We start from the raw sequence: 22,413 nt of genomic DNA, 5'->3' as shown, positions 1-22,413 counted from the left end.
TAATTTTGATTACAAACAACTCTTTCTTGAAATGAGATCTACCTGCTAATCACTTTTATGTTTAAGACAATATATAATATATTGACTTATAATGATAAATTATCGTTTACACATCATAAAAACCTCGAATATCGTAAATTTTTCTCATCAGACCCCCTTTCATATTGAATGAATTAAAATCACTTGCTTATGCGTCATAGGAAGGGATGGTATGTGGGGGAAGAACATTTTAAGAGAGGATAAGTGCCTCTTATGCATTTTTTTAAATAGCACGAATTTTTGCAACATTGAGAGTTGTAAAATAGTGTGATGGTGTCAGTCTTCTCTTTCATAGGATTACATAATAAGCTCTACTCTAAATCCTCTATTCAATGTCACACTTCTATATTTAGTTGATACTAAAGAAAATAAAATTCAGACAAAAAAACTTTGCATTTTTAATTTAATATGTATGAATATATCTTATTTTCTGAAATGAAAAAATAGTCTCATTTTGGTCAAATACAAAATCATAAAAATGCAAACCTGTTTTCATTTTTACCATATATTTTTAAATTCAGCTTTACAGTTTTCAAAATATCTAAAGTAGTCTCCATTATTTAAAAGAGAGTACGTATTACTTCATACTTTTGATTATCGCATTCTTTAAGTGGGATATGGTCTCATAACAAAACAGAATACTCTAAAAATATATTTTTTTCTCATCCACACGTTTGTTAAAAAACATCTCTTAAAGCTTGTCACATCTACCTCATACGGTGTCTATGAGTGGTATAAAATTTATTGGATAGCATCATCTTTTCTTAAATAAAAAGGAAAAGCCAAGTACGATCACGCTATTTATCCCCTAATGTTACAACATCCCCTGCTATTTAAGAGAATGCATAAAAGGCATTTATTCTTTCCTAAAGTGTTTTTATCCATACATTACTCCTCCTTGTAATGTATAAAAGAATAATTTTTATTAATTGAATATAGAGAAATTTAAAACGAACAAACCTTACGATATTTAGAGCTCTCATTATGTAAAACGATAAACTACCATTATAAATTAATATGTTGTTAATAATCGTCTTAAAGGATAATGTTTTACAGCACTAAAGATCTGATTACTGTGCAAAATGAGCTCGTTCTTTTCCCTTAATGTTCTTTATCACCTTATATCCTTGCTTAGAGCACGTACAGCTCGTGCAGTTTCACATTGTAATGCTTTTTGTGCTAAAATTTTCATATCTTCAAAACTATGAGTCTGTAAACACGCCTTTACTGGAGAAATATCGCAAGATATCATAGAAAGCTCATGAATTCCCAATCCAGTCAAAATCATTGCACCAAAAGGATCTCCAGCCATACCACCACATACACTAACCCAACACTTATGTTGTGCAGCTCCCTGAATAGTCTGATAAATCATACGCAAAACTGCTGGATCAAGGCTATCAGCTTCAGACACAAGGTACGGATTTTGCCGATCAACAGCCATTGTATACTGTGTTAGGTCATTGGTTCCAATTGAAAAAAAATCAACATAGGCGCTTAATACATCTGCCATAATAGCCGCTGCTGGAACTTCGATCATAATACCAAGTTTTAATTTTGGTGCATCAATATCGTTGCGGATTTCCTCTGCAATCTTTTTTATAGCGACAATCTCTGAAACAGACATGACCATCGGAAACACAATCCATAGATCTCCGCCCTCTTTTGCTGCTCGATATAAAGCACGTAATTGAGGAACCAAAAGATCACGTCGACGTAACAAAAGCCGCGTTCCTCGAACACCTAAAAAAGGATTGTCCTCTTTAGATAAATGTAAATGCGTAACCTGTTTATCTCCACCAATATCAAGCGCACGAATAATTAATGGCTTATCTCCTACAGCTGTAATCATCGCCCGATATATATTAAATTGTAGCTCTTCATCCGGAATATATGGATTCTCTAAAAACAAAAATTCCGTGCGCATGAGTCCAACACCTTCAGCCCCCAAATCAAGCGCAACAGGAACCTGATTTGCGTAGTTGACATTAGCCATGATACGAATTCTTTGACCATCTATCGTTTGCGCTGGTAATCTACACGCACTTATTTCACTGACACGTTTTTGCGCAACAGTATCAATATGCCTTTGAGCATCTTCAACGTCTTCAAGCGTAGGATCAAGGTAAATAAATCCGTTATCGCCATCAATAATAGCCTGAATATCAGACTGAATCGCTAAAATATCATCACCTGCAGCAACCACCATTGGAATACCAAGAGTACGCGCCAAAATAGCTGTATGAGATAATGGACCTCCCCATGCTGTTGCTAATCCTTTTACCCTTGTACAATCAAGTTGTGCTACATCAGAAGGAGAAAGGTCATTTGTAACCAGAATTACACCATGTGGAATATCATTTAAAAAGAACGATTTATAGGATGGATTGATTTCACCTAAAACACGTCGACCAACATCAACTAAATTAACAGCACGTGCTGCTAACAAAGGATTATCTACCTTAAAAAACATATCTGAAAATTGACGAACCGCTCTATCCCAAGACCAAGCGACACCATGACCTTCCGCTATAAAACGACAAGCTTGAGCTATTAAATTTTCATCTTCAAGCAAAACCATTTGCGCAGAAAAAATCGCAGCAGAATCTGCTCCCATACGCACTGTAATATCAGAAATCACAGATGCCATTTTATGTTTTGTTTTTGTAAGAGCATTTTCAAGACATGCTGCACCAGCTGCAAAATCAATTGGCTGATCTATTATGGAAATATCATTTTGCCTTAAAACAAAAATCTTACCAAATGCTAATCCTGAACTCGCTCCAACACCAGAAATGCCTTTTTGCATAGAGCGTGGATACCAACCATGAAAAGCCTTTGTTTGAGATTCCATTGCTCTCATCAGACATTTTTCACTAATACTCACTTTTTTCGCAATAGCAATGGCATCATTGAGAAGTTGTGTTCCTTCTGCAGCATCTGTAGAAAAAATCAGAACATCACCGTTTTTTGCTCCTAATTGCAATAAACCAACCAAATTTTTCATTTCAACGGTATATTGACCATGGCGAACTCTGATAGAATTTTGAGCCTTTTTTGCAAAATCAACCCAAAGAGAAGCTGGTCGTGCATGAAGACCACTTGGATAATCTAAAGTCCATTCCTGACACACCGAAAGGTCACCAATAAAAGTTTTTTCTATCTTCATATCTTGGTCAAACAAAGTTGTAACAATTTGCTGTTTGTCCATAGTTGTTGCAAGTACTTCAAGCTGTTTTTTATCAAATAAAAGAGACGTCAATTTCTTACAAATTTCTCTATAGCGATCTGGACACGCTGCAATGGCAATAACCAAATGTGCTTTTTTTCCATCATGCCACTCAACACCAGCAGGAACCTGTATAACAGCAACAGCATCCTTGATAATTAAATCACGATTTTCAGCCATACCATGAGGAATGGCTATACCATTTCCAAGCCAAGTATTGGTTGTTTCTTCACGTGCAAGCATGCTTGCCAGATAACACTTATCAACTGCACCAACCTGCACAAGCAATTCAGCAGCAGCATAAATTGCATCATTTTTATGATCAAAAGCAGCTGCAAGTTGTACAGATCTTATAGACAAGATTTCACCATCAGCAAAATCTACATTCATTGCTTCTGCTTTCTCATATCTCATCATGAATTCAAATTGCCTCACATTTGAGCACCAATATCTCTGACACATTCCTTTTCAAAGCTGCATTTCCCAAAATACAATCTATAAATACCACCACAGCTTTATTTATATTTTACGGAATATAGCTAAGTGAGGTGCTTAGATACCTCAATATAACCGATAAAACAATTGGATATTATTATCTAGCGAAGTGCTTAAAACCATTATAAGCAAATCTGCCTCTTACTCTTTTACTTTACAAAGACAAAACCCCATTTCCTACAGAACCAATCACCTGAAAAACTATGTTTTCAAAACACTCTCATTATCCTAAGTTATCCAACATAACTTTTCATTATTTTTCCTACAAGAAAGCATCCTTCCCAATCATCCGTAACTTCAGCTAATATTTTGATTGATTCCTCAAAGTTTATTTAACCTATTATCCCTCTTTATAAATTCATGACATAATTACAAATTGCTCCATGCAACTTATCATATTTAAAATTCCGTGCTGCCCATCTTATGATATCAAACCCTCGATATATAATATTTATATATTTTAAGCTACACCTTTACTTCAATCAACATCACAAATACACAATACCCTCTGTCGCACATTTGCAAAGTACGAACATCCCCCAAGCACCATCACCAACTACTAAAATCAAGAAAAACTCTACAAATCATCTTATTTTCTAGACATTTCGATAACTGAGATAAATAAAGTACAAAAATGAAAAGTAATTATTGCCTTAACCCTAGCTCTTATGCTTATTTATTTTCAACAATACACAATAATAGTGAAATCAGAAAAAATATTCTTGAAGGGCGCTGATTGCACGTTGGTTATTTTTATATCTTTAAACACCGTCATCCTTAAAAATATAATTTCACTCTCGATTTACCGAAAGCCCCTTAATGCACGTCACTTTCAAAGTAGTTTTGGCTGCCTTCTTATGGATTTTTTATCCCTATGTCTTTTTAAATGAATAGTCCCACCTATCCACACTACCACCTAAAAACAGTATGACAACTCATCAATACCACAATGCCGATAAAAAGCCCCATCTTTATCAAAATGATTACATAAAGAATGCTCTCATTAAATTTCTCATAATTTTCTGAAAACAAACTGCTTCTCTTATAAGAAATCACTAGACACTTCTTCATACATAAAAAGAAAGTCTCTCTCACTATTATTATACAGAAATTTATCAACAAATTCTATCATAATATCAATATGTTTAGTACTAAATACTAACATAACATCGCACAAACTTTTTCCTTCATTGAGAAAAGCCATTTCCTCAATTCTACCTTTTTCGTATATCTTCTACATTTATTATAGTACCAACGCAAAAAGGGAAAGATGAGACTCTATCTTTCCCTTTTAATACTTATAAAACCACAACTATAATTCAATGAAATCCTGTTGATTGCTAGAGAGTGTTACAGATTACTCTACTGCCTCCACCATAGGAATGACTGAAACGTAGGAACGATTACCCGCTTTGCGTTGAAAAGAAACCTTGCCATTTGATAATGCAAAAAGCGTATGATCTTTTCCAATGCCGACATTGTTGCCAGGATGCCAACGTGTACCACGCTGGCGAATAATAATATTTCCGGCAATAACGGTTTCACCACCAAATTTTTTAACGCCTAGACGTTTCGATTCTGAATCGCGACCATTACGCGAGGAACCACCAGCTTTTTTATGTGCCATAGACGCTCTCCTTTAATCTTTCTTACTCTTTGACGCTACAGACGCTTTCTTCTGCGACGTAGTCTTTTTTTCAGCCGTTTTTTTAACCGTCTTCTCAACAGCAGCTGCTCTTGTTTCTTTTAGGGCAGTTGCTTCTTCTTTTATCGGTTTCGCAGCTGCTTTTTTAGGTTTTGAACCACCCATTAAAATTTCTAAAACACGAAGCCTCGTAAATTCTTGACGATGGCCACGCGTGCGTTTAGAATTTTGACGACGGCGCTTCTTAAATGCGATAACCTTGCGCCCACGTGCCTGTTCTAAAATCTCAGCTGTCACCAATGCATCAGCAACGACAGGGGTACCAATAACTGCATTACCTTCTTGCCCAATCATTAATATGTCATTGAATTCAACAACATCACCCGCATTTCCACTAACTTTTTCAACTTTTACCACTTGATTAGCAACAATGCGGTATTGCTTACCACCAGTTTTAATGACTGCGAACATTTTTTATCCTTCCGTTCACTCCAGCTCTTATTTAATTTCTGCCTTAAAATAAGGGAAAATAGGCTGCTTTTTATCAGTCGTAATAGATCTTGAAGAAGGTTAAAACCTTCTTCAACACAAATATGCGCAGATTTCCCCACGCTTATATTTTGTATATATGAAGGAATTTCTATTCTCTGTCAATAAAGTCCCATAAAAAAGAAAAAAAGGTTGTACCAAAAACAATTGAAGGTTATCTACCCCTTATATACTCAAATAGTGCCGATTTTTGTTTCACTTTATTATGGAGAGATGGCTGAGTGGTTGAAAGCACCGCACTCGAAATGCGGCATAGGGGCAACTCTATCGGGGGTTCAAATCCCTCTCTCTCCGCCATTAATTTAAAACGAACTTTCATATGCTTGATATGACATAGTTTAAAAAGCTCAGCATTTGCAGGATTTTTTATTGTTTGAAATTGACTAGTTCGCGCCGAGCTATGCCTGTCATTATGTACACTTAGAAATTACTATTGAATTTCCATAAATTTTATAATTTCTAAGCTCCTCTTCTCTCGATCTTTAGATAACCTGATCTAGCATAAACGATCTCTTCAAATATCATTAAAGGATTTTTGCCATTATCACTAACTTCTGGTAGAGCTTTGAGAATTAATGGTGATCATAGTGCTATTTGCAATTTCGTTGCTTAACGGGCTAAATGCGTTTTATCCACATGAGAGGTAACGAACACCTCAGCTTTTCTCACGCAATGTGCTTATTGAAAATTAATGTCATGAATATTTGTACAAAATTTTTATCTATACGATAATCAAAAAAAGGCTGACGTAATATAATAATTGAATATCATTCATGCGGCGCTTTCTTTTATCTTTAAGCTTTGTATGTAAATAGATAGTCCGTGCAAAATAAATAAAGGGGCGCAAAAGCCTATAAATACACATAGGACGTATAATATAGAAAATGAAAAAAATTTTCCTGCATATAAAAGCACAATAGAGAATAAAGCTGTTATGATGCGTACACTGGCATCGCCTGCCAAAATCACCTCGGCTAAATTTTCACTAGGTGTGATAGCTTGTCCAATTGTTATTCCCGATATCCTAAAATAAAATTGCCCAATACCTAATAAAAACCCCATAATATAAAGGGAATATTGAGTAAAATTTAAATATAAAACAAAAGAGATTGCGATCACAGCAAAAGCCGGTGCCCCCCATACAAAAAAACGAATTAAAGATGGAAATTTCTGTAAATAATAAGATGAGATAAGACCATTGATCACAAAACCCAGTGCTGACAAAGCAAAAATAGAATTTTGAATAGCTGTAAATTTTATATTATCTGATGTTATAGAAGCAAGAACAAGTGGCAATAAAACAATAGGCCCCGTATAGAGAGAATTATTCAAAATACGATTAATCGTTAAAAACCGCAACGCAGAAATCCGCCAAAGGCATCTAAAACCAACTCCATAAGCTTTTTGAGATGGCTTTTTTAATAGCTCTTTTACTCTGTTTAGTTGTTGTATAGACTTTATACGAAACCATAAGCAGGCATTCAAAAGATAGATAAATACAATAAAGGCTATGGCTATTTTGTGCCCCAAATGCGCAATTATAAAATATATAAGCAATGGGGATATAATAACAAAAAACTGACAGCAACTAGTGTAAAATGCAAAAATTCCAGCTTTTTGTTTGGGAGCGGGAACCAGCTGATTCAAGGCACTATTGTTATTTGGGTTATCTGCCCCCATCAAGAGAGAAAGTAAAAAAAATACAAATAAAATAAGCACCGGATTGTTCATAAATAATAAGAAAGATAATAAACAAGCGCAAATAATTTGACTATAAAACCCAATTATAAAGCCTTGATAGTGCGCCAACACGTTTCCCAAACATAAGCCAGCAATTCCAATTGCGATTAAATTAACAACATTTAAAGTAGCAGACGCTTCTCCCGTTGTATCTTGGAATTGTAACAAAGAAAGGCCAATAGATAATACACCACTAGCACAAAAACTCGTCAAACAACCAATCACAATCATAAGAAAAACAGAATTACGCAATAACTTTCTCTCTCTCAAACAGGGATTCAAGCCATTTTATGATTTTCTCCATTGTCGAATATGGTTCAGTACTAAATTCGAGTTTTTCATAAAATTTGAGTTCAAATGCGTTGTAGGTATTTATTTTTGCAAGGCATCTATCAGCATGAATTCTATACTTTGTAGCATCATTATATATACTTTTGTTTAATTCTAGGAAACTTAGTCATTATTGTACTCCATTGTAAGATATGGGCAAGGTGGGGGGCAGTACTATTATCCTGTAAGAAATATTGCATCCATTCTTTATTCTTTGGATTGTCATATTCCCATAAAAAGGTGGATTTTATAATAATATCAAAAGGTTCAAGTTTTTTTCTACAATGGAGACATTTTTTTCTTTTTGTTCTGTACTGAGCAAATGAGAAAAAACCATCTGGGCTTGAAAGTCAAATAAATATAGAAATTTTTCTACTTATTCTGTTTATATGAGATAGTGTATTGCAAACTATGGATATAGGTTCGCCATGAAAGCAGAATTTTCATAGAGGGCTATCCATATTTTGAAGTATATACTTGGGCCTTTTCTGTTGTCAAGCGTTTGAAAATCTTTAAGTATGGACCCAAAATTCTCTCTATAAACTTCAACTTTTTTGTATGGGGGGATTCGAAAGTAATAAAAGATGTTTTTTCCAAAGCTCTTATAGTTATCGCAATAATTTATAAGGTTTTCTATAGTACTTTTTGCGGTCAACTTTTTGTGAGCCTAAATCTAAGCATGTTTTTTGGGTATTCATTTATCCCGAATAGACAAGGAAAAGGTCTGTTTTTGTTATTCATGGTTGCATTGAATTCTTTAAAAATGACTTGCTTCCATTTTTAATATTTGTCTATATTTTCAATTGATTGCGCTTCTGAATCCATGTTTTTCTCCCCCTTGCTGTATTTTATAAGAAATTGCTACGAATGATCCTCTCCAAAGCTGATAATTCATCATCACTGTGTCCCCAAATTGCTATAATAGCTGGACAGGTATTTAAATCGATGGTTAGGGGGAGGGGCTCGTTTTCTTTAAAAAAGAGCATAAAATGAACCACATTTTCCCAAGAATGAAGCTTTTGCCGCCATACATTAACATCTTTTATAATATGACTGTCGATCTCGTTGATAAGGAAGATAATACGCCCTTTTTTCTTAAAGCGACTTGGTGTTTGCGAAAACACGCCTGCAATAAGGTTAACGGAGCTTTCAAGTAAACCATCTTCATAGCAATGCGTGAACAAGGTGGGTGCAATTCCTCCGTGGAGGCGGGCTCCTACTTCAATCATCACTGGACCACGAGCTGTTTGCATGATTTCCATATGCGCAGGTCCATATTCAATTCCCAGCGCGCGAATGCATTGTTTTGCATAAGAGATAAGAGGGGCATAAGAGGGATCTTGAGCATCAAGCACATCAAGCGATTCATAAACAAAAGCACTTCCATTATGAATACCTTTTTTATATCGTGACAAACTACATATTTTTATAGCCTCTCCCTTTACAACGGCGTCAACGATGTATTCCTCTCCCTCCAATCTTTCTTGGAGCAAATAGGCCTCGTTAGGTGCGCCAAAAACATTTTTTTTCTTCCAGTCGATTTCAGAGGTCCACGTTAATACTTCCTCAAGATTAGAGAAAAACAAAACACCATCACTCCCTGCAGAATCATTTGGCTTTACCACATAGCCGCTGTGGCTTTCAAAACCATCGAGAGTACAATCGTTTTTTGTAAGAATTTTTGATCGGATGTAAGATAAACCATTTTCACAAAGACGTTTTTGCATCGCTGCTTTTTTCCGTCGCCAATCGGTAGTCAAGGGGTTATTCCCAAGACAACCATAATAAGCCGCCAATTGCTCTGCACAATAGATACCTCTTTCGGCACCCGCTATTACAGCCTCTATCGTGCCGATAGGAAAGCGTTTCTTTATCTCATCGACACTATGAAGCTTCGCTTCTGCCATGCCCTTTCCCTGATAAGAAAGCATAAAGTGTGAAAAAGGAGCTGCTTGAGAGACAACACCATAACAAGCATAGCCTAATTTTTTCAAAGCAGGGCCATAGAGGGCACCAGTGGAGAAAGGGTCGACAATAAGAATAGGTTTTCTCATACTTTGTTCCGCTGTGATAAAAGGAAAAGAACATAAATAAAGATTATTAGCCCTATAAGGGGTAGAAGATAAACAGCTGCTTGAGGTCCCATAAGGGCAGAGCTTGTAAGAAGACCAAGGATAACATAACCTGCCGACTGGGAGAGAGTATAAAGCATACCGCTATAGCTTCCCACCAGCTCTGCTTGAGCCTCTGTTTTGGTTGCTTCAATCGTATGTTTGCGGGCATTAATTCGCATGGTATTCATTGAAAAGCCAATAAAAAAGCAAAAGACCACAGCCAAATAGGGCGATTGTGTGGTGCTAAAAATAAGATCAGCCATGCTCAACATAAGGGCTGGGAGAATAAATTCAAAACGAGGGATTTTGATAAAAGCAGCCAAAAAAGCGCCCACGCCTGCAACCGCACTGCAAAGCCCATAATATTCAGAACCAAAATTTTTCACACTCTGAAAAAGAATAGTTGCCAGCGTATTATAAGCGCAAATATGAAAGCCAATAAGTCCTATGCAAACGCATAAAAGTTTAAGCTCACGGGAGAGCTCATCCGCTTGCGGTGTAGGTGCTGGCTTCTTACCAGTTGTAAGTGCTGTGGTATCTGTAGCGTTATATTCATCGCAAAAGATAATATATCCGGCTATAAGGCTTATAATGATGTCAAACACACAAAGTGTCACAATCAAACCATTATAACCGATTTCAGCTGCTGCCCCTCGAGGGCTGGTCGCTTCTAAGAGATAACCACTCAGTGCTGCTCCCAAAAATGCACCAATTTGCACCACTGTTTGCATAATGCGGGAAGCCTTTTGGGCGCTAATATAACCACTAAGTGCTAGTTTAGTATTATAAGTCTCGAGTGTGCTTAAGGTAATCAAAGAGAGATAGCCGATAGAGATAGAGACAGCAATAAAACCAAAGGGGGAATCAGCGTAATGGAAAAGAGCAATCAATAAAAGAAGGCTATAGATAATGATCCGCCTTTTGTATAAATCGACCAACCGCAGTGAGGCTTTAATGCGCACAAGTCCGCTTTTTTTCAAAAGATAGGGCATAAGAGTTCCCAAAGCCATGGTTACGCCTAGGAAAACCGATGAGGATGTTATGCGATAAGCATTCCAAAGATTACTTAAAAATAAAACCATATCAGAAAGATACAGCAGGACAACAAGCCCATAAAACCGAAACATCAGTTGTTTGTGCACATTATCCCCCCCATTTCAGAATCTCTTAAAAACACACAGTATTATAAATCAGCATACATGTTTACAAATAATAAATACACACACATATTACTGGGCACGTCAAGTTTTTTGGTAGGGAAAATTTGAACGCTGATGTCTATGGTAGTGATAGCTTATTATTCAGGAGAATGAATAGCGATAGAGGTTGGTATTTTTACTGCGTCTGTTGCGGGAGGCTTGCCAATAAGGGGAAAGCCAGATAACGAATATAACTATGTCCTAGAGATATATTTTGCGCTTTCAAGTTGATTTTGTTTATACTCAAGGTTGAGGTTTTTCTTTTGACCGTTGTTAGATGTTGTTGTGACAATAAACTTCGTTATTTGAAGGCTTATTATAATATTCTTAGTTTCAGTTTATGAATATACCGAAAGATATAGTGAAACATTTGATTCAAACGCTTTTGCAAGACATATTTCAATATCTCAGCGATGTTTTCTGAGAATTGCTCTGCTGCTTTTTGACGGGATTGGATATCAAATGCTTATAGTGAGGGCAGTGGTTTGAGAAAAGATAGAGTTGATTTCATTAAATTCCTATGGAGCGGCATCCAGTCTCAGCCCTTAGGGGCAATAATATATCTAGATCGAACTCATTTTTATACGCTTACACGACGCTATAGGAGTAATCCTCAGAAATTCTACTAGAATTCATTAGAAAATGGAAGGTTATGGAGTGTGATCAAAAAATATATTTTTTACAAATACTTAATCTCATTTTAAGTTGTCTAAAATATAATCTTATCTTAAAACTAAGTCTATATATCGCCATTTATCATAAAGTTAATAAGTTATACAAATGCGGGAGTATTGTGTTTTTCTGTTTAGAGACGAGTTAAAAAACACCTTATTGAACATTAAAAGATTTTAGACAAAAAACAATTTAACTTATGGAGAGTATATAGACAGAATGTATCTTGAAAAAAAGTTTATAACTCCATATGGTTCTTCAAAGAAATTTCTCGTCATTACTCAACAGAAAAACATATAATACAAATTTTTAACACAGTTCTTAGTATAGAAATAATCCATAAATTAGAGATATTTAGATAATGGAAAAGCAACTGATCCGTTGCTTTTAGCACTCTTAGCAAGACAGATAGACGCAAACATACGCTTGAAATTATTGAACCTTCCTTAGCTTCATTGCAAAATTTATTAATTAGCGATTGATCTGTTTATTCTAGTCTTGCTTATTTTTATGCTCGAGAGCTTTCTTTTGAAAGTGTCGTTAAATTAAATTCAATCTATTCCAAGACCCCATATTATATTTTATCTTCATTTATCGCCCACTACAGTACTGGAGCGGTTGCAGAAAAGGAATAGTTTAAACTTAAAATACGAAGAAAAACTCTCTTTTATTGAAAAAAATTATTTGGAAAACTAACTGTAATGGGTTTGTTTTAAAAGATTTGGAGAAGGGGAGTAGAAAAGTTATCAATATTTATCGTGAGGATAATAGTGTGTTTATTCTTTTAGAGCCAAAGTGTGGTGATAGAAGAACGACATGGAAGGATATACTCGAGCATATTTTAGTGCACGGAATAATAAGGACAATAATGTGAGTGAAGCTTCCATACCGTAAAATTGTTTTACATAATAAAGGTGTAGCTTCTGAATAAAATGCACATAAAATATTAATTTTGTTTTTGTCCATAAATGTTTTTTTCATAGAAGAATTAATTATACATCAGCGCGAAAATTGTAAAAGTCTCAAAAAAGAAATTTTGTTTTCTTAAATTTAATGATCTAAAATGAAAATTGTAAGAATGCATGTTTTTAAACAGGATGTATGATGCATATCAACTGGTATTTATTTTAAAGGATAGTTTATGTTCACTTCAAATTTGAAGGAACGCATTGCTTTATTTGAAAATAGAACTTTTCTCTATTTTACTTTGAGCGGCTTATTTGCTACATTTGGAAGTGGACTAAATTATATTACATTGTCATGGCTCGCTTACAATCAAACGGGCTCAATCCGTGGTGTAGCGTTGATGATGCTTTTTCTTTGGACGCCTGGCATTATTTTTGCGCCTATTTTTGGCATATTGGCAGATAAATATAATCGTAAAACGCAGATTATTATTTCAAATCTTGTGAGAGGTTTGGTAATCGTAAGCTGGGTAATGCTTTGGCATTTTGGTATAGAAATTGAATTGATGGTCTTATCTGCTCTTTTGGGTATTTTTATCCCTTTTTATATGCCATCAGCTATTTCTTTAATTCAAAGTATTGTGCTGAAGGAACAGCTCATCAATGCAAATGCAACCATCGATATGGTTTATGAACTTGGCACGATCGTAGGTATGGGCTTAAGTGGATTGATACTCGCCTATGCAGGAATAAAAGGAACTCTTCTAATAGGTGGTATATTCTTTATCATTGCTGGTTTATTTAATTTTGCAATGAAGGTACCTAAAAACCGAAGATCTAAAAATCAAAACCAGCAAAATTGGTGGGAAAATTATACAGCATCTCTTCATTATTTTAAGCAGAATCCGGCTCTTTTTGTACCTTATATAAGCCAGATGATTATTATGACTCTTTTGATGACCATTCCTGTTATTCTCGTTCCTTATATACAAGAGGTTTTACATGCGGATAGCAGGATCTTTGCAATACTGGAGGTGCTTTATTCTATGGGCGTATTGACAGGTGCGTTTTTTTCACCACTTCTTTGTAAAGTTTTATCTATCAGGAAAACATTAGCCATTTTATTAGCTTTTATGGCTATTGGCCTCGCTATTCTATCTGTTAATACACACAATTTTGTTGTTTTTCCTGTTTACTTTATGATTGGATTTGGACTTTCGAGTTGGGCTCTTTCGATTTCTTTATCACAACTCTCTTGTGATCCTGAATACCAAGGAAGATTGCAGGCAAGTTTTAATGGTATCTCTGGATGCTTGATCCTCGGAGTCTACCTCATTATGGCAAGCGATAACAGTAGCATATCACCTCAATCGATATATTTTTTTCAAAGCATTGTTGCGTTTGTTGGAATACTCATAGTGCTGTTTTATAAACATGAAAAACAATAAATTACGTTTAAGAGTGGTCAATATACGCTATTTTATAAAACATTTACGCTGCAGCACATTTCATATTTTGCTTTTAAAGGAGAGTTGAGAAAATGTAAAAGTTGGTGCTTAATGAACAAAGCATAAATTGATGTATAATAGAGAATACTCTCTATTTTTTGATAATGATCTAAAAGAATTGATGCGTTTCTTTAATTCATCTCACTATTGTTAAGAAGGCGAAAACGTAACACTTTAAATCTTCTTGAAAGTTTTTTGTTTAAGCGTAGTAGAAAGTAAAGCACTGAGGTAATATCGTATCATATGGGGAGAGTATTGTATTATTTTCGTTTTTCAAAATCCATATGAAAAATTGTATCAATTTCATCTTCATTGGAATGGGTATTTCTACGACGATGCAAGGTTTGCACAATCTCTTTTTTTAAAACAGCATCTGTTTCACTTAAACGATGAATACTGAGTTCCAATTCAAGAGATAACGCCAAATCCACGCACAATTTAAGCTCTTCTCCAATGTCGAAACCGCGTTGATAGTCGTCATAAAGACCAACCAGTGTGTCAGACAATTCTTTATCGCATAAAGAGGTCATGCTTAATTCCTCAACGTTGCGGGTTTCCATGCAGCTTTTTTAAGTATCACTCCACTATCATCACTTAGAATTGCCATGTATACGAACCTCATGGTTTTGTCAATTTTCTGCAAAATACGTGCTTTTAAATCAAAGCCTATTAAAGATTTTATTACTCCAAGATTTTGAAGCGCTCAATTGTAAATATGGGTGGCAATGTGTTTACTATAGAACTTATAGCATAAAATACATTTCCAAAAGGCTTTTAATGTGCGTAGAGGAGGATTATTCTGACGATAAACAAAACACCTTAAAATCTCTATTGCCAATTACAGCTAAATCAATGCCATTAATATATTAAAATAAGCAAACAGGGTTTGTAAACGTCTAACTTTTTAATAACGAATGATAATCTCATTTTTTGTAGAATACCAATTATTTTGCTTAACAAACAAATTGATTAAAAAAGAAGCTAATATAGTGTCATTTCTGAAATGTTTGTTGGTTGAGGGAAAAGATGTTGACAACAGTGCAAGTACAGTGGGTTATGTGGGAGAAAAGCTAAAAAACAGCTTCTTTTCGATTTGTGATATTTAAAAAATTTATACAACAGTGAAAATACAATGACGATGTTTTGTTCCTATAGAAGGGTAACAGACATATACGCGAGAAGAACGAAAGATCATTTATAGCACTTTTGTCTTTTTATGAAGAGGACAAGATGAGCACGTTGGAACTTTTTATAGAGCGTGCATCATTATATTAAGAAAGATTTCTTTCAAAGATATGCAATTATATATTGAAACAGATTATCTCGCAACAAAGAGTGAGATTATCATGATAATCGTTATCTATTACATTGTGCTATAAGTTAAAAAAATCATAAATTTGTGTTTATAAGAACTGCTATTTTATTGAGAAGTATTTTTACAAATTTATAAAAAATTATTTTTTACACTCTTGCCATTTTGCTGATGCGCTTTATTTGAAAAGTAGAATTGCTCTTTAGTGAAACTATTTTGTTAAGAGATAAATTGCAGTATTTTTAAATGGAGATTATGGTATATTTTCAAAGTCTTGTGTTTTTATTGATTTTTTAGCTTGAATCCCTCTAGCTAAAAGGGTTGGGGACTTTTCTAGATTTGATGTTGTTGCAGAGATTTTAGGGCGATGCCGTAAAGATAGCGGTATCGTAGGGGGAGAGTTTTGTCTTGATTTATTGGTTTTTGAAGTGCGCAAACAAGGGTTTTGCCGTGTGTGTTTTCACGCGTTGTGATGATGTTGAACTCTGTTGGAGGAGGTTCTTATGAAAAAAAAATATTCCACACCAAATTTAATTAAAGTTGTCTCTCTTAGTACGGTAATGGCGACACTCTTATCGAGTGTTTCTCCTGTTTTTGCTGCGAATCTCTCAATAACAGGAGAGACAGTTAGAAGCACAAATGGTGGTAATGTCATGTATCCACATGGTAGTCATGGCAGTGTTGTTCTATCTGGTGATGATGACTACTGTGGTGTAGATAACGTTATTGATCGTGGCGGCAAACAACAACAAGGAATTGCTGATAGTCAGCGAATAACCGCACAAGAACAATATGATAGATTTGTTGGTGAGAAAGTTTTTGGAAATCGTAGTCCTTATGGTACGACCACTGGAAAGGTTATTTGGGCGGGTGATGGATACACGACTAGCACTGATGGTAGAGTTTTAGGTGGTTATATGGGGGGAATTACTGGTGGTTTTATGAATGCTCTGCCTGAAGCTTATGGTGTTTATTCTTTTGCTACCGGTTGTGGATCTGCAGCGACGGGTAATTATTCAACCGTATTTGGTGCAGGCGCGACAGCAAAGGCAGGGGGAGCACAAGCTTTTGGTGTTTCTGCACTTGCAAGTGGTATAGCAAGTGTTGCTATGGGTGTAGGTTCAGAAGCATCGGGGAAATCTGCAGTTGCTATTGGAGGACTTGCAACTGCTTCTGGTAAAAATAGCGTTTCTATAGGTGTGCGTTCTCAAGCTACGTTGGACGATGCGATTGCGTTTGGTTCAGATGCAACCGCGAGCGGTATAAATAGTGTTGCTATTGGTAAGGTGGCATCTGCGTCTGGTTACGATAGTATTGCATTAGGATTAAAAACCAAAGCAGCTGACGAGTACGCGGTTGCTATAGGCACGAAGGCTGAAGCTCAAGCTCTTGGTTCTATTGCAATAGGTGGTGGGGAACCTGCAGAAAGCGGGGAGGAAAGAAAAGTAATAGCGAAGGGTAAAAATTCGATTGCCATAGGTACTCATACCTATGCTGAGACGGCTCATTCAGTTGCAATTGGTATAAATGCACAAGTACGTGTTATAGATGGTGTTGCTGTGGGGGGAGGATCTGTTTCTCGTGTTAATGGGGAAGTTTTGGGGTATGATCCTGTAACAAATACTACAACAACAAAGAATGATCTTGCATGGAAAAGCACTGCAGGTGATTTTAGTGTTGGTAATACTAACCAGAAATTAACGCGACAGATTACAAATGTTGCAGCAGGGAGTGAAGACACTGATGCAGTGAATGTTGCCCAGTTGAAAGCTATGAGAGATGTCATAGCAGGGGGAGGTACTTGGCAAATTTCTGCTAACGATACAGATCCGACAGATGTGAATTCAGACAATACCGTAGATTTTTCAGTGAAAAATGGTGTAGTAGGAAAAGATAACTTAAAAATTGCAAAAAAAACTGAAGGTACTAAGCATAAAATTGAATTTACTTTGAGTGATATGCTTAAATTGACGAGTGTCACTACAGGACGAAGTTCTATGAGTGACGATGGTTTTATAATCACTAATGGGGCAAAAATAACTATAGACGGTATTGATGCTGGCAATAAACAGATTACAAAGGTGGCAGATGCGACTGCAGATGATGAGGCAGTGAATTATAAACAGCTGAAAGAAGTAAAAGATGGTTTCAAAACAAGTTGGCAACTTTCTGTTAATGGTGCAGATGCTACGCATATTGGTCCAAACGGTGTGGTAAATTTGCAATCAGCTGGTCGCGAAAGTAACCCGAATATCAAAATTACCAAAAACGGTGACAATACTGTAGAATTTGGTTTGTCTGATGATATTAATGTAATGACTGTCACAGCAGGAGAGAGCGTTATGGATGCTGCTGGCTTTAGATTTAACAATGGCGAGGGGCCGAGCATAACTGTTAAGGGCATTCATGCTGGTGGTAAAACGATTAAAGGAGTAGCTAATGCAGAAGACGATACCGATGCTGTCAATTTTTCACAGCTTAAAAAAATAGAAGGAATGATATCAGAGGCAGGAGGCTGGAAGCTTTCTGTTAACAGTGGAGATGCTACAGATGTTAAGGCTGGTAGCATAGTAGATTTTGTAGGTGTTAATGCAGAGGATGGTAATGAAGAAAGTAAGAATATCAAAATTACCAAAAACGGTGACAATACTGTAAAGTTTGATTTGAATGATATTGTCAGAGTTAAACGTGTAATAGCAGGCAAGGCGAATTTAAGCGATAATGGCTTCGTGATTACTGGTGGTCCTAATATGACTACTGGGGGTATTTATGCTGGTAATAAAAAGATTACGGGAGTAGCAGATGGCGCTGATGAACATGATGCAGTCAATTATTCACAATTGAACGAAATCAAAAATGAAATAGCAGGAAATAGTCTTGTTAAATGGGACGAAGGGAAGAAATTTATCACCATTGGTAAGGAAAAAGATGGCACGACAATTGACATTACAGGCAGTGAAGGAGACAGAACTATCTCGGGTGTAAAAGCAGCAGTGGAGGATAATGATGCCGTTAATAAAAAGCAACTCGAAGAAACTATAAGAGAGACAGCTGAAAGTATTAAACTTAACATTCTGGTGAAACAAGATGGGGAGAATGCTCCTATTACTGTGGGTAAAGAAAGAGGTGGCACAACAATTAATATTGCAAATAAATCGGGTGATGCTCGGATAATTTCTGGTGTAAAAGCAGCGGTAAACCCTGATGAAGCTGTTAATAAAGAACAACTTGATGGTCAGATTGCAGATATTACTGATATTGTTAACAATATTAAGATAGACAGTGCTTTTGCAGTTCGTTATGATAAGAATGAAGATGGCAGTATTAATTATAACAGTGTGACTTTGGGTGGCGATAAGAGTGATGGTTCCGTTGCTCTTTTGAATGTCAAAGATGGTAAAATTGCTAAAAATTCGCATGATGCAATCAACGGTAGCCAAATTAATGAGATCTCTCAAGATGTAGCAAAATTTTTTGGTGGAGATGCAGCGTTTGAAGATGGTGCTTTTAAAGGACCAAAATATAGTTTATCTGTTATTTTTGAAGATGGTACGATAGGAAATATTAATTATCGTGATGTTGGTTCTGCATTGAAAGGACTTGATGGGAATGTCAAAAGTGTGAATAATCGTTTGACGAATGTTACTAATGAATTTACTCAGAGATTTGATACTCTCTCTCAAGATGCGTTACTTTGGAGTGAAGAAGAACAAGCGTTTGTTGCGCGGCATGGTGGAGAGGGTAATAAAACAAAAAGTAAGATTAGCTATCTTATGAATGGGGAAATTCACGAAGAATCAACAGATGCAATTAATGGCAGCCAAATTAATAAAATATCTGGAGATATCGCGAGTTTCTTTGGTGGTGGTACTTCATTTGAAAATGGTGTTTTTGTTGGACCACAGTATAATTTATCTACTGTTTCTGCAGATGGTAAGGTAGAACAGAAAATTTTTGAAAATGTTGGTGATGCTTTGACAGGAATTGATGCAAATGTCAAAAATGTGAATAGTCGACTAACATATGTAGACAATAAATTTGATAAATTTTCTCAGGATGCCTTATTGTGGGATGAAGGTAAGAAAGCGTTTGTTGCACTTCATGAAAAAAATGGAGAAAAAACAGAAAGTAAGCTTACCTACCTTTTGAATGGTGATATTACTGAAGATTCAACTGATGCTATAAATGGTTCCCAAGTTCATTCTATGGGCAGCGAAATTGCTACTTATTTTGGTGGCAATGCCTCTTTCACAAATGGAGTCTTTAGAAAACCGAGATATAATTTAACTACTATTGATGAAAATGGCCAGGAAAAACAGACGGAACATAATGATGTTGGATCGGCTTTGTCAGGGCTTAATATGAACATCAGGCATGTTAATCAGCATTTGCTCTATGCAATAAATGATGTTGCTAAATATTTTGGTGGTGGAGCAGGATATGATGAAAATAGAGAATGGCACGCTCCTACTTTCAAAGTTTATCAGATCAACGATAATGGTACTGTCTCTAAGAAGCCTTATGACAATGTGGCGGAAGCTTTTGAAGGTGTAAACAATACTTTCACAAATATTCACAATCAAATCTCTGATATAACAAAAAATAGCCTTGTGAAGCAGGAGGAAGAAAACGGTCTTATTACTGTTGGTAAAGAAACTGGTGGGACTAAAATCAGTATTGTAAATAAAGGTGGTATGGAGCGTATACTTTCCGGTGTGAAAGATGGGACAATTTCTGAAACATCAAAAGAAGCAGTAAATGGTTCACAACTCTTCAAGGTTTCTCAAAATACATCAAAATATTTTGGTGGCAGTACAGATGTATTTGCCGGTATAGAACCAACATTCCTTATTCAGGGGGAAACACATCATAATGTTTTTGACGCATTTACTGCTGTTAATACTTCTATCACAAATATTGATAATAAGATTTCTGATGTGGTAAAAAATAGTCTTGTTAAGCAAGACGGAGTTTCTGCTCCTATCACTATTGGTAAGGATACAGCTGGTACTGAGATCAATATTGCAGGATATGGTAAGGTTGCACGTTCCATTTCTGGTGTTAAGGCAGCAGAAAAGGGCGATGAAGCTGTTAACAAAGACCAACTTGATAAAAGCATAAAGGATATTACGAAAGATATTGAGACAGCAAGTGCTGCTGCGGTTCTCTACGATAAGAATGACGATGGTAATGTTAATTACGGTAGTGTAACTTTGGGCGGCGATAAGAACAACGGACCAGTTGCTCTCCTTAATGTTAAAGATGGCAGAATTGCTGCGAATTCAACCGATGCCATTACCGGTAACCAGCTTTATCTCATGAGCAACCAATTGGCTGCGTATTTTGGTGGTGGTGCTAAATATGAGAATGGCAAATGGACAAATCCTACTTTTAAGATTGTTCAAGTCAATGCTAATGGTACGACTGTTGAGAAAGAGCACCATAATGTCGCTGATGCTTTTGGTGATATTAATGATGGGATGTCAAATATTAACAACCGTATTGATGATGTCATCAACAAGGTCGATTCAGATGCTTTAAAGTGGAATGATAAAGAAAAAGCCTATGATGCTAATCGTGATGGCAAGCCGAATAAAATTATCAATGTAGCAGATGGTAAAATTGTAAAAGGTTCGAAAGATGCGGTCAATGGTGGACAACTTTGGGAAACTAATGAACGTGTCACGGGTGTCGAAAAAGATGTGAAGCATCTTACCAACAGAGTTGATAACATTTCAAATACGATTGCTGATATTGGTGATGTAGTTCTCAATATTGATACCAAAGTTGATAACATCAATAATAGAGTTGACGGTATTGAGGAGGACGCTGTTCGTTATGACAGAGATGAAAACGGCAAAAAGACGAATAAAATCACATTAGCGGGTGCTGATGCTAGTGAACCTGTTATGATTGATAATGTAGCTGATGGTAAAATTGAAAAAGGTTCGAAAGAAGCTGTAAATGGTAGTCAACTCCATGACTATACTAAAGAACAGATGAAGATTATTCTTGATGAATCCAAGCACTACACAGATCAACGGGTTAATAATATTGTGATTGATGCGATTGATGATGCTGTTGATCAGTCTAAACAATATACAGATATGAAGTTTAACGTTTTAAACTACAGTATTGAGAGTGTGAAAAAAGAGGCAAGACAAGCAGCGGCTATTGGTCTTGCGGTGTCTAACTTACGCTACAATGATACACCTGGAAAATTAAGCGTTGGATTTGGTACTGGTTTATGGCGTAGTCAGTCTGCATTTGCCTTTGGTGCAGGTTACACCTCAGAAAATGGGAAATACCGCTCTAATATATCCGCAACGACTTCTGGAGGTCATTGGGGTGTAGGTGCGGGATTCAATATGACATTGAACTGATAATAAACAAAATACATAAAAATTCCTTTTCACCCCTGTCTCATGAGGCAGGGGTGAATTGTTGTTACGTATGTAAAAATTATATATATAAATTGATAAGCGCTATAACGACAAATACAGGTTTAAAAAACAGAAAAAACCTATACACTTTCAACAAAATGAACTTCTTATTTCAAAATAAGATAATAAGTTTTTTCATAAATTATAAGTTCATTATTTTCTTCTTTAATTTTTAAATCTGAAAAATCTGTAGCACTCTACAGATAGAAAAAACCCTTTTGCTCTCTACAAAT

The 22,413-nt window shown here is 35.8% G+C and carries 9 protein-coding genes and 1 tRNA gene; 3 read left to right on the top strand and 7 right to left on the bottom strand.

What is annotated here, in order from left to right:
* Positions 1-1,153: 1,153 nt before the first annotated feature.
* The 3 genes from ptsP to rplU all read right to left on the bottom strand — a co-directional run bounded on the left by ptsP (position 1,154) and on the right by rplU (position 5,879).
* A complete protein-coding gene (gene ptsP / locus ACFIJL_RS00075) occupies positions 1,154-3,685 on the bottom strand; it encodes a phosphoenolpyruvate--protein phosphotransferase (RefSeq protein WP_375621947.1) in 2,532 nt (843 codons plus the stop codon).
* A gap of 1,435 nt (positions 3,686-5,120) precedes the next feature.
* A complete protein-coding gene (gene rpmA / locus ACFIJL_RS00070) occupies positions 5,121-5,390 on the bottom strand; it encodes a 50S ribosomal protein L27 (protein ID WP_375621946.1) in 270 nt (89 codons plus the stop codon).
* Between the two features lie 12 nt (positions 5,391-5,402).
* A complete protein-coding gene (gene rplU, locus ACFIJL_RS00065) occupies positions 5,403-5,879 on the bottom strand; it encodes a 50S ribosomal protein L21 (protein WP_375621945.1) in 477 nt (158 codons plus the stop codon).
* A gap of 285 nt (positions 5,880-6,164) precedes the next feature.
* Here rplU and ACFIJL_RS00060 point away from each other — a divergent pair.
* Positions 6,165-6,254, top strand: a tRNA-Ser gene (locus ACFIJL_RS00060).
* A gap of 474 nt (positions 6,255-6,728) precedes the next feature.
* On the opposite strand, the gene ACFIJL_RS00055 is transcribed toward ACFIJL_RS00060, so the two are convergent.
* The 3 genes from ACFIJL_RS00055 to ACFIJL_RS00045 form a co-directional block, all read right to left on the bottom strand.
* Complete coding sequence (locus ACFIJL_RS00055) at positions 6,729-7,949, bottom strand: MFS transporter (RefSeq protein ID WP_375621944.1); 1,221 nt, start codon at positions 7,947-7,949, stop codon at positions 6,729-6,731.
* 926 nt (positions 7,950-8,875) lie between these two features.
* Positions 8,876-10,081 (bottom strand): ATP-grasp domain-containing protein, encoded by a 1,206-nt coding sequence (locus ACFIJL_RS00050; RefSeq protein WP_375621943.1) that lies wholly within the window; start codon positions 10,079-10,081, stop codon positions 8,876-8,878.
* Positions 10,078-11,268 carry a hypothetical protein gene (locus tag ACFIJL_RS00045; protein WP_375622133.1) on the bottom strand — a complete coding sequence of 397 codons (1,191 nt, stop codon included), beginning with the start codon at positions 11,266-11,268 and terminating at the stop codon, positions 10,078-10,080. Before ACFIJL_RS00045 ends, ACFIJL_RS00050 begins: the two co-directional genes overlap by 4 nt.
* A 1,885-nt stretch (positions 11,269-13,153) precedes the next feature.
* Here ACFIJL_RS00045 and ACFIJL_RS00040 point away from each other — a divergent pair.
* Positions 13,154-14,365: an MFS transporter gene (locus ACFIJL_RS00040; RefSeq protein WP_375621942.1), complete on the top strand. Its 1,212-nt coding sequence runs from the start codon at positions 13,154-13,156 to the stop codon at positions 14,363-14,365.
* Between the two features lie 320 nt (positions 14,366-14,685).
* Here the strand turns inward: ACFIJL_RS00040 and ACFIJL_RS00035 are convergent, their stop codons facing one another.
* Positions 14,686-14,955 (bottom strand): hypothetical protein, encoded by a 270-nt coding sequence (locus ACFIJL_RS00035; protein WP_375621941.1) that lies wholly within the window; start codon positions 14,953-14,955, stop codon positions 14,686-14,688.
* A 1,285-nt stretch (positions 14,956-16,240) separates the two neighbouring features.
* On the opposite strand from ACFIJL_RS00035, the gene ACFIJL_RS00030 reads away from it, so the two are divergent.
* Positions 16,241-22,120, top strand: a complete 5,880-nt coding sequence (locus ACFIJL_RS00030) for a Vomp family autotransporter (protein WP_375621940.1) — start codon at positions 16,241-16,243, stop codon at positions 22,118-22,120.
* Positions 22,121-22,413 lie beyond the last annotated feature (293 nt).

Source organism: Bartonella sp. TT119HLJHH, from assembly GCF_042193385.1.
Taxonomy (GTDB): domain Bacteria; phylum Pseudomonadota; class Alphaproteobacteria; order Rhizobiales; family Rhizobiaceae; genus Bartonella.
Note: the sequence above shows the minus strand (reverse complement) of the source record. Positions and strands in the feature narration are given on the sequence as shown.

What these genes read in the sequence shown, in the direction of transcription:
- ptsP (WP_375621947.1), bottom strand. Translation starts at nt 3,685, where the DNA reads ATGATGAGATATGAGAAAGCAGAAGCAATGAATGTAGATTTTGCTGAT.
- rpmA (WP_375621946.1), bottom strand. Translation starts at nt 5,390, where the DNA reads ATGGCACATAAAAAAGCTGGTGGTTCCTCGCGTAATGGTCGCGATTCA.
- rplU (WP_375621945.1), bottom strand. Translation starts at nt 5,879, where the DNA reads ATGTTCGCAGTCATTAAAACTGGTGGTAAGCAATACCGCATTGTTGCT.
- ACFIJL_RS00050 (WP_375621943.1), bottom strand. Translation starts at nt 10,081, where the DNA reads ATGAGAAAACCTATTCTTATTGTCGACCCTTTCTCCACTGGTGCCCTC.
- ACFIJL_RS00045 (WP_375622133.1), bottom strand. Translation starts at nt 11,268, where the DNA reads ATGTTTCGGTTTTATGGGCTTGTTGTCCTGCTGTATCTTTCTGATATG.
- ACFIJL_RS00040 (WP_375621942.1), top strand. Translation starts at nt 13,154, where the DNA reads ATGTTCACTTCAAATTTGAAGGAACGCATTGCTTTATTTGAAAATAGA.
- ACFIJL_RS00035 (WP_375621941.1), bottom strand. Translation starts at nt 14,955, where the DNA reads ATGACCTCTTTATGCGATAAAGAATTGTCTGACACACTGGTTGGTCTT.
- ACFIJL_RS00030 (WP_375621940.1), top strand. Translation starts at nt 16,241, where the DNA reads ATGAAAAAAAAATATTCCACACCAAATTTAATTAAAGTTGTCTCTCTT.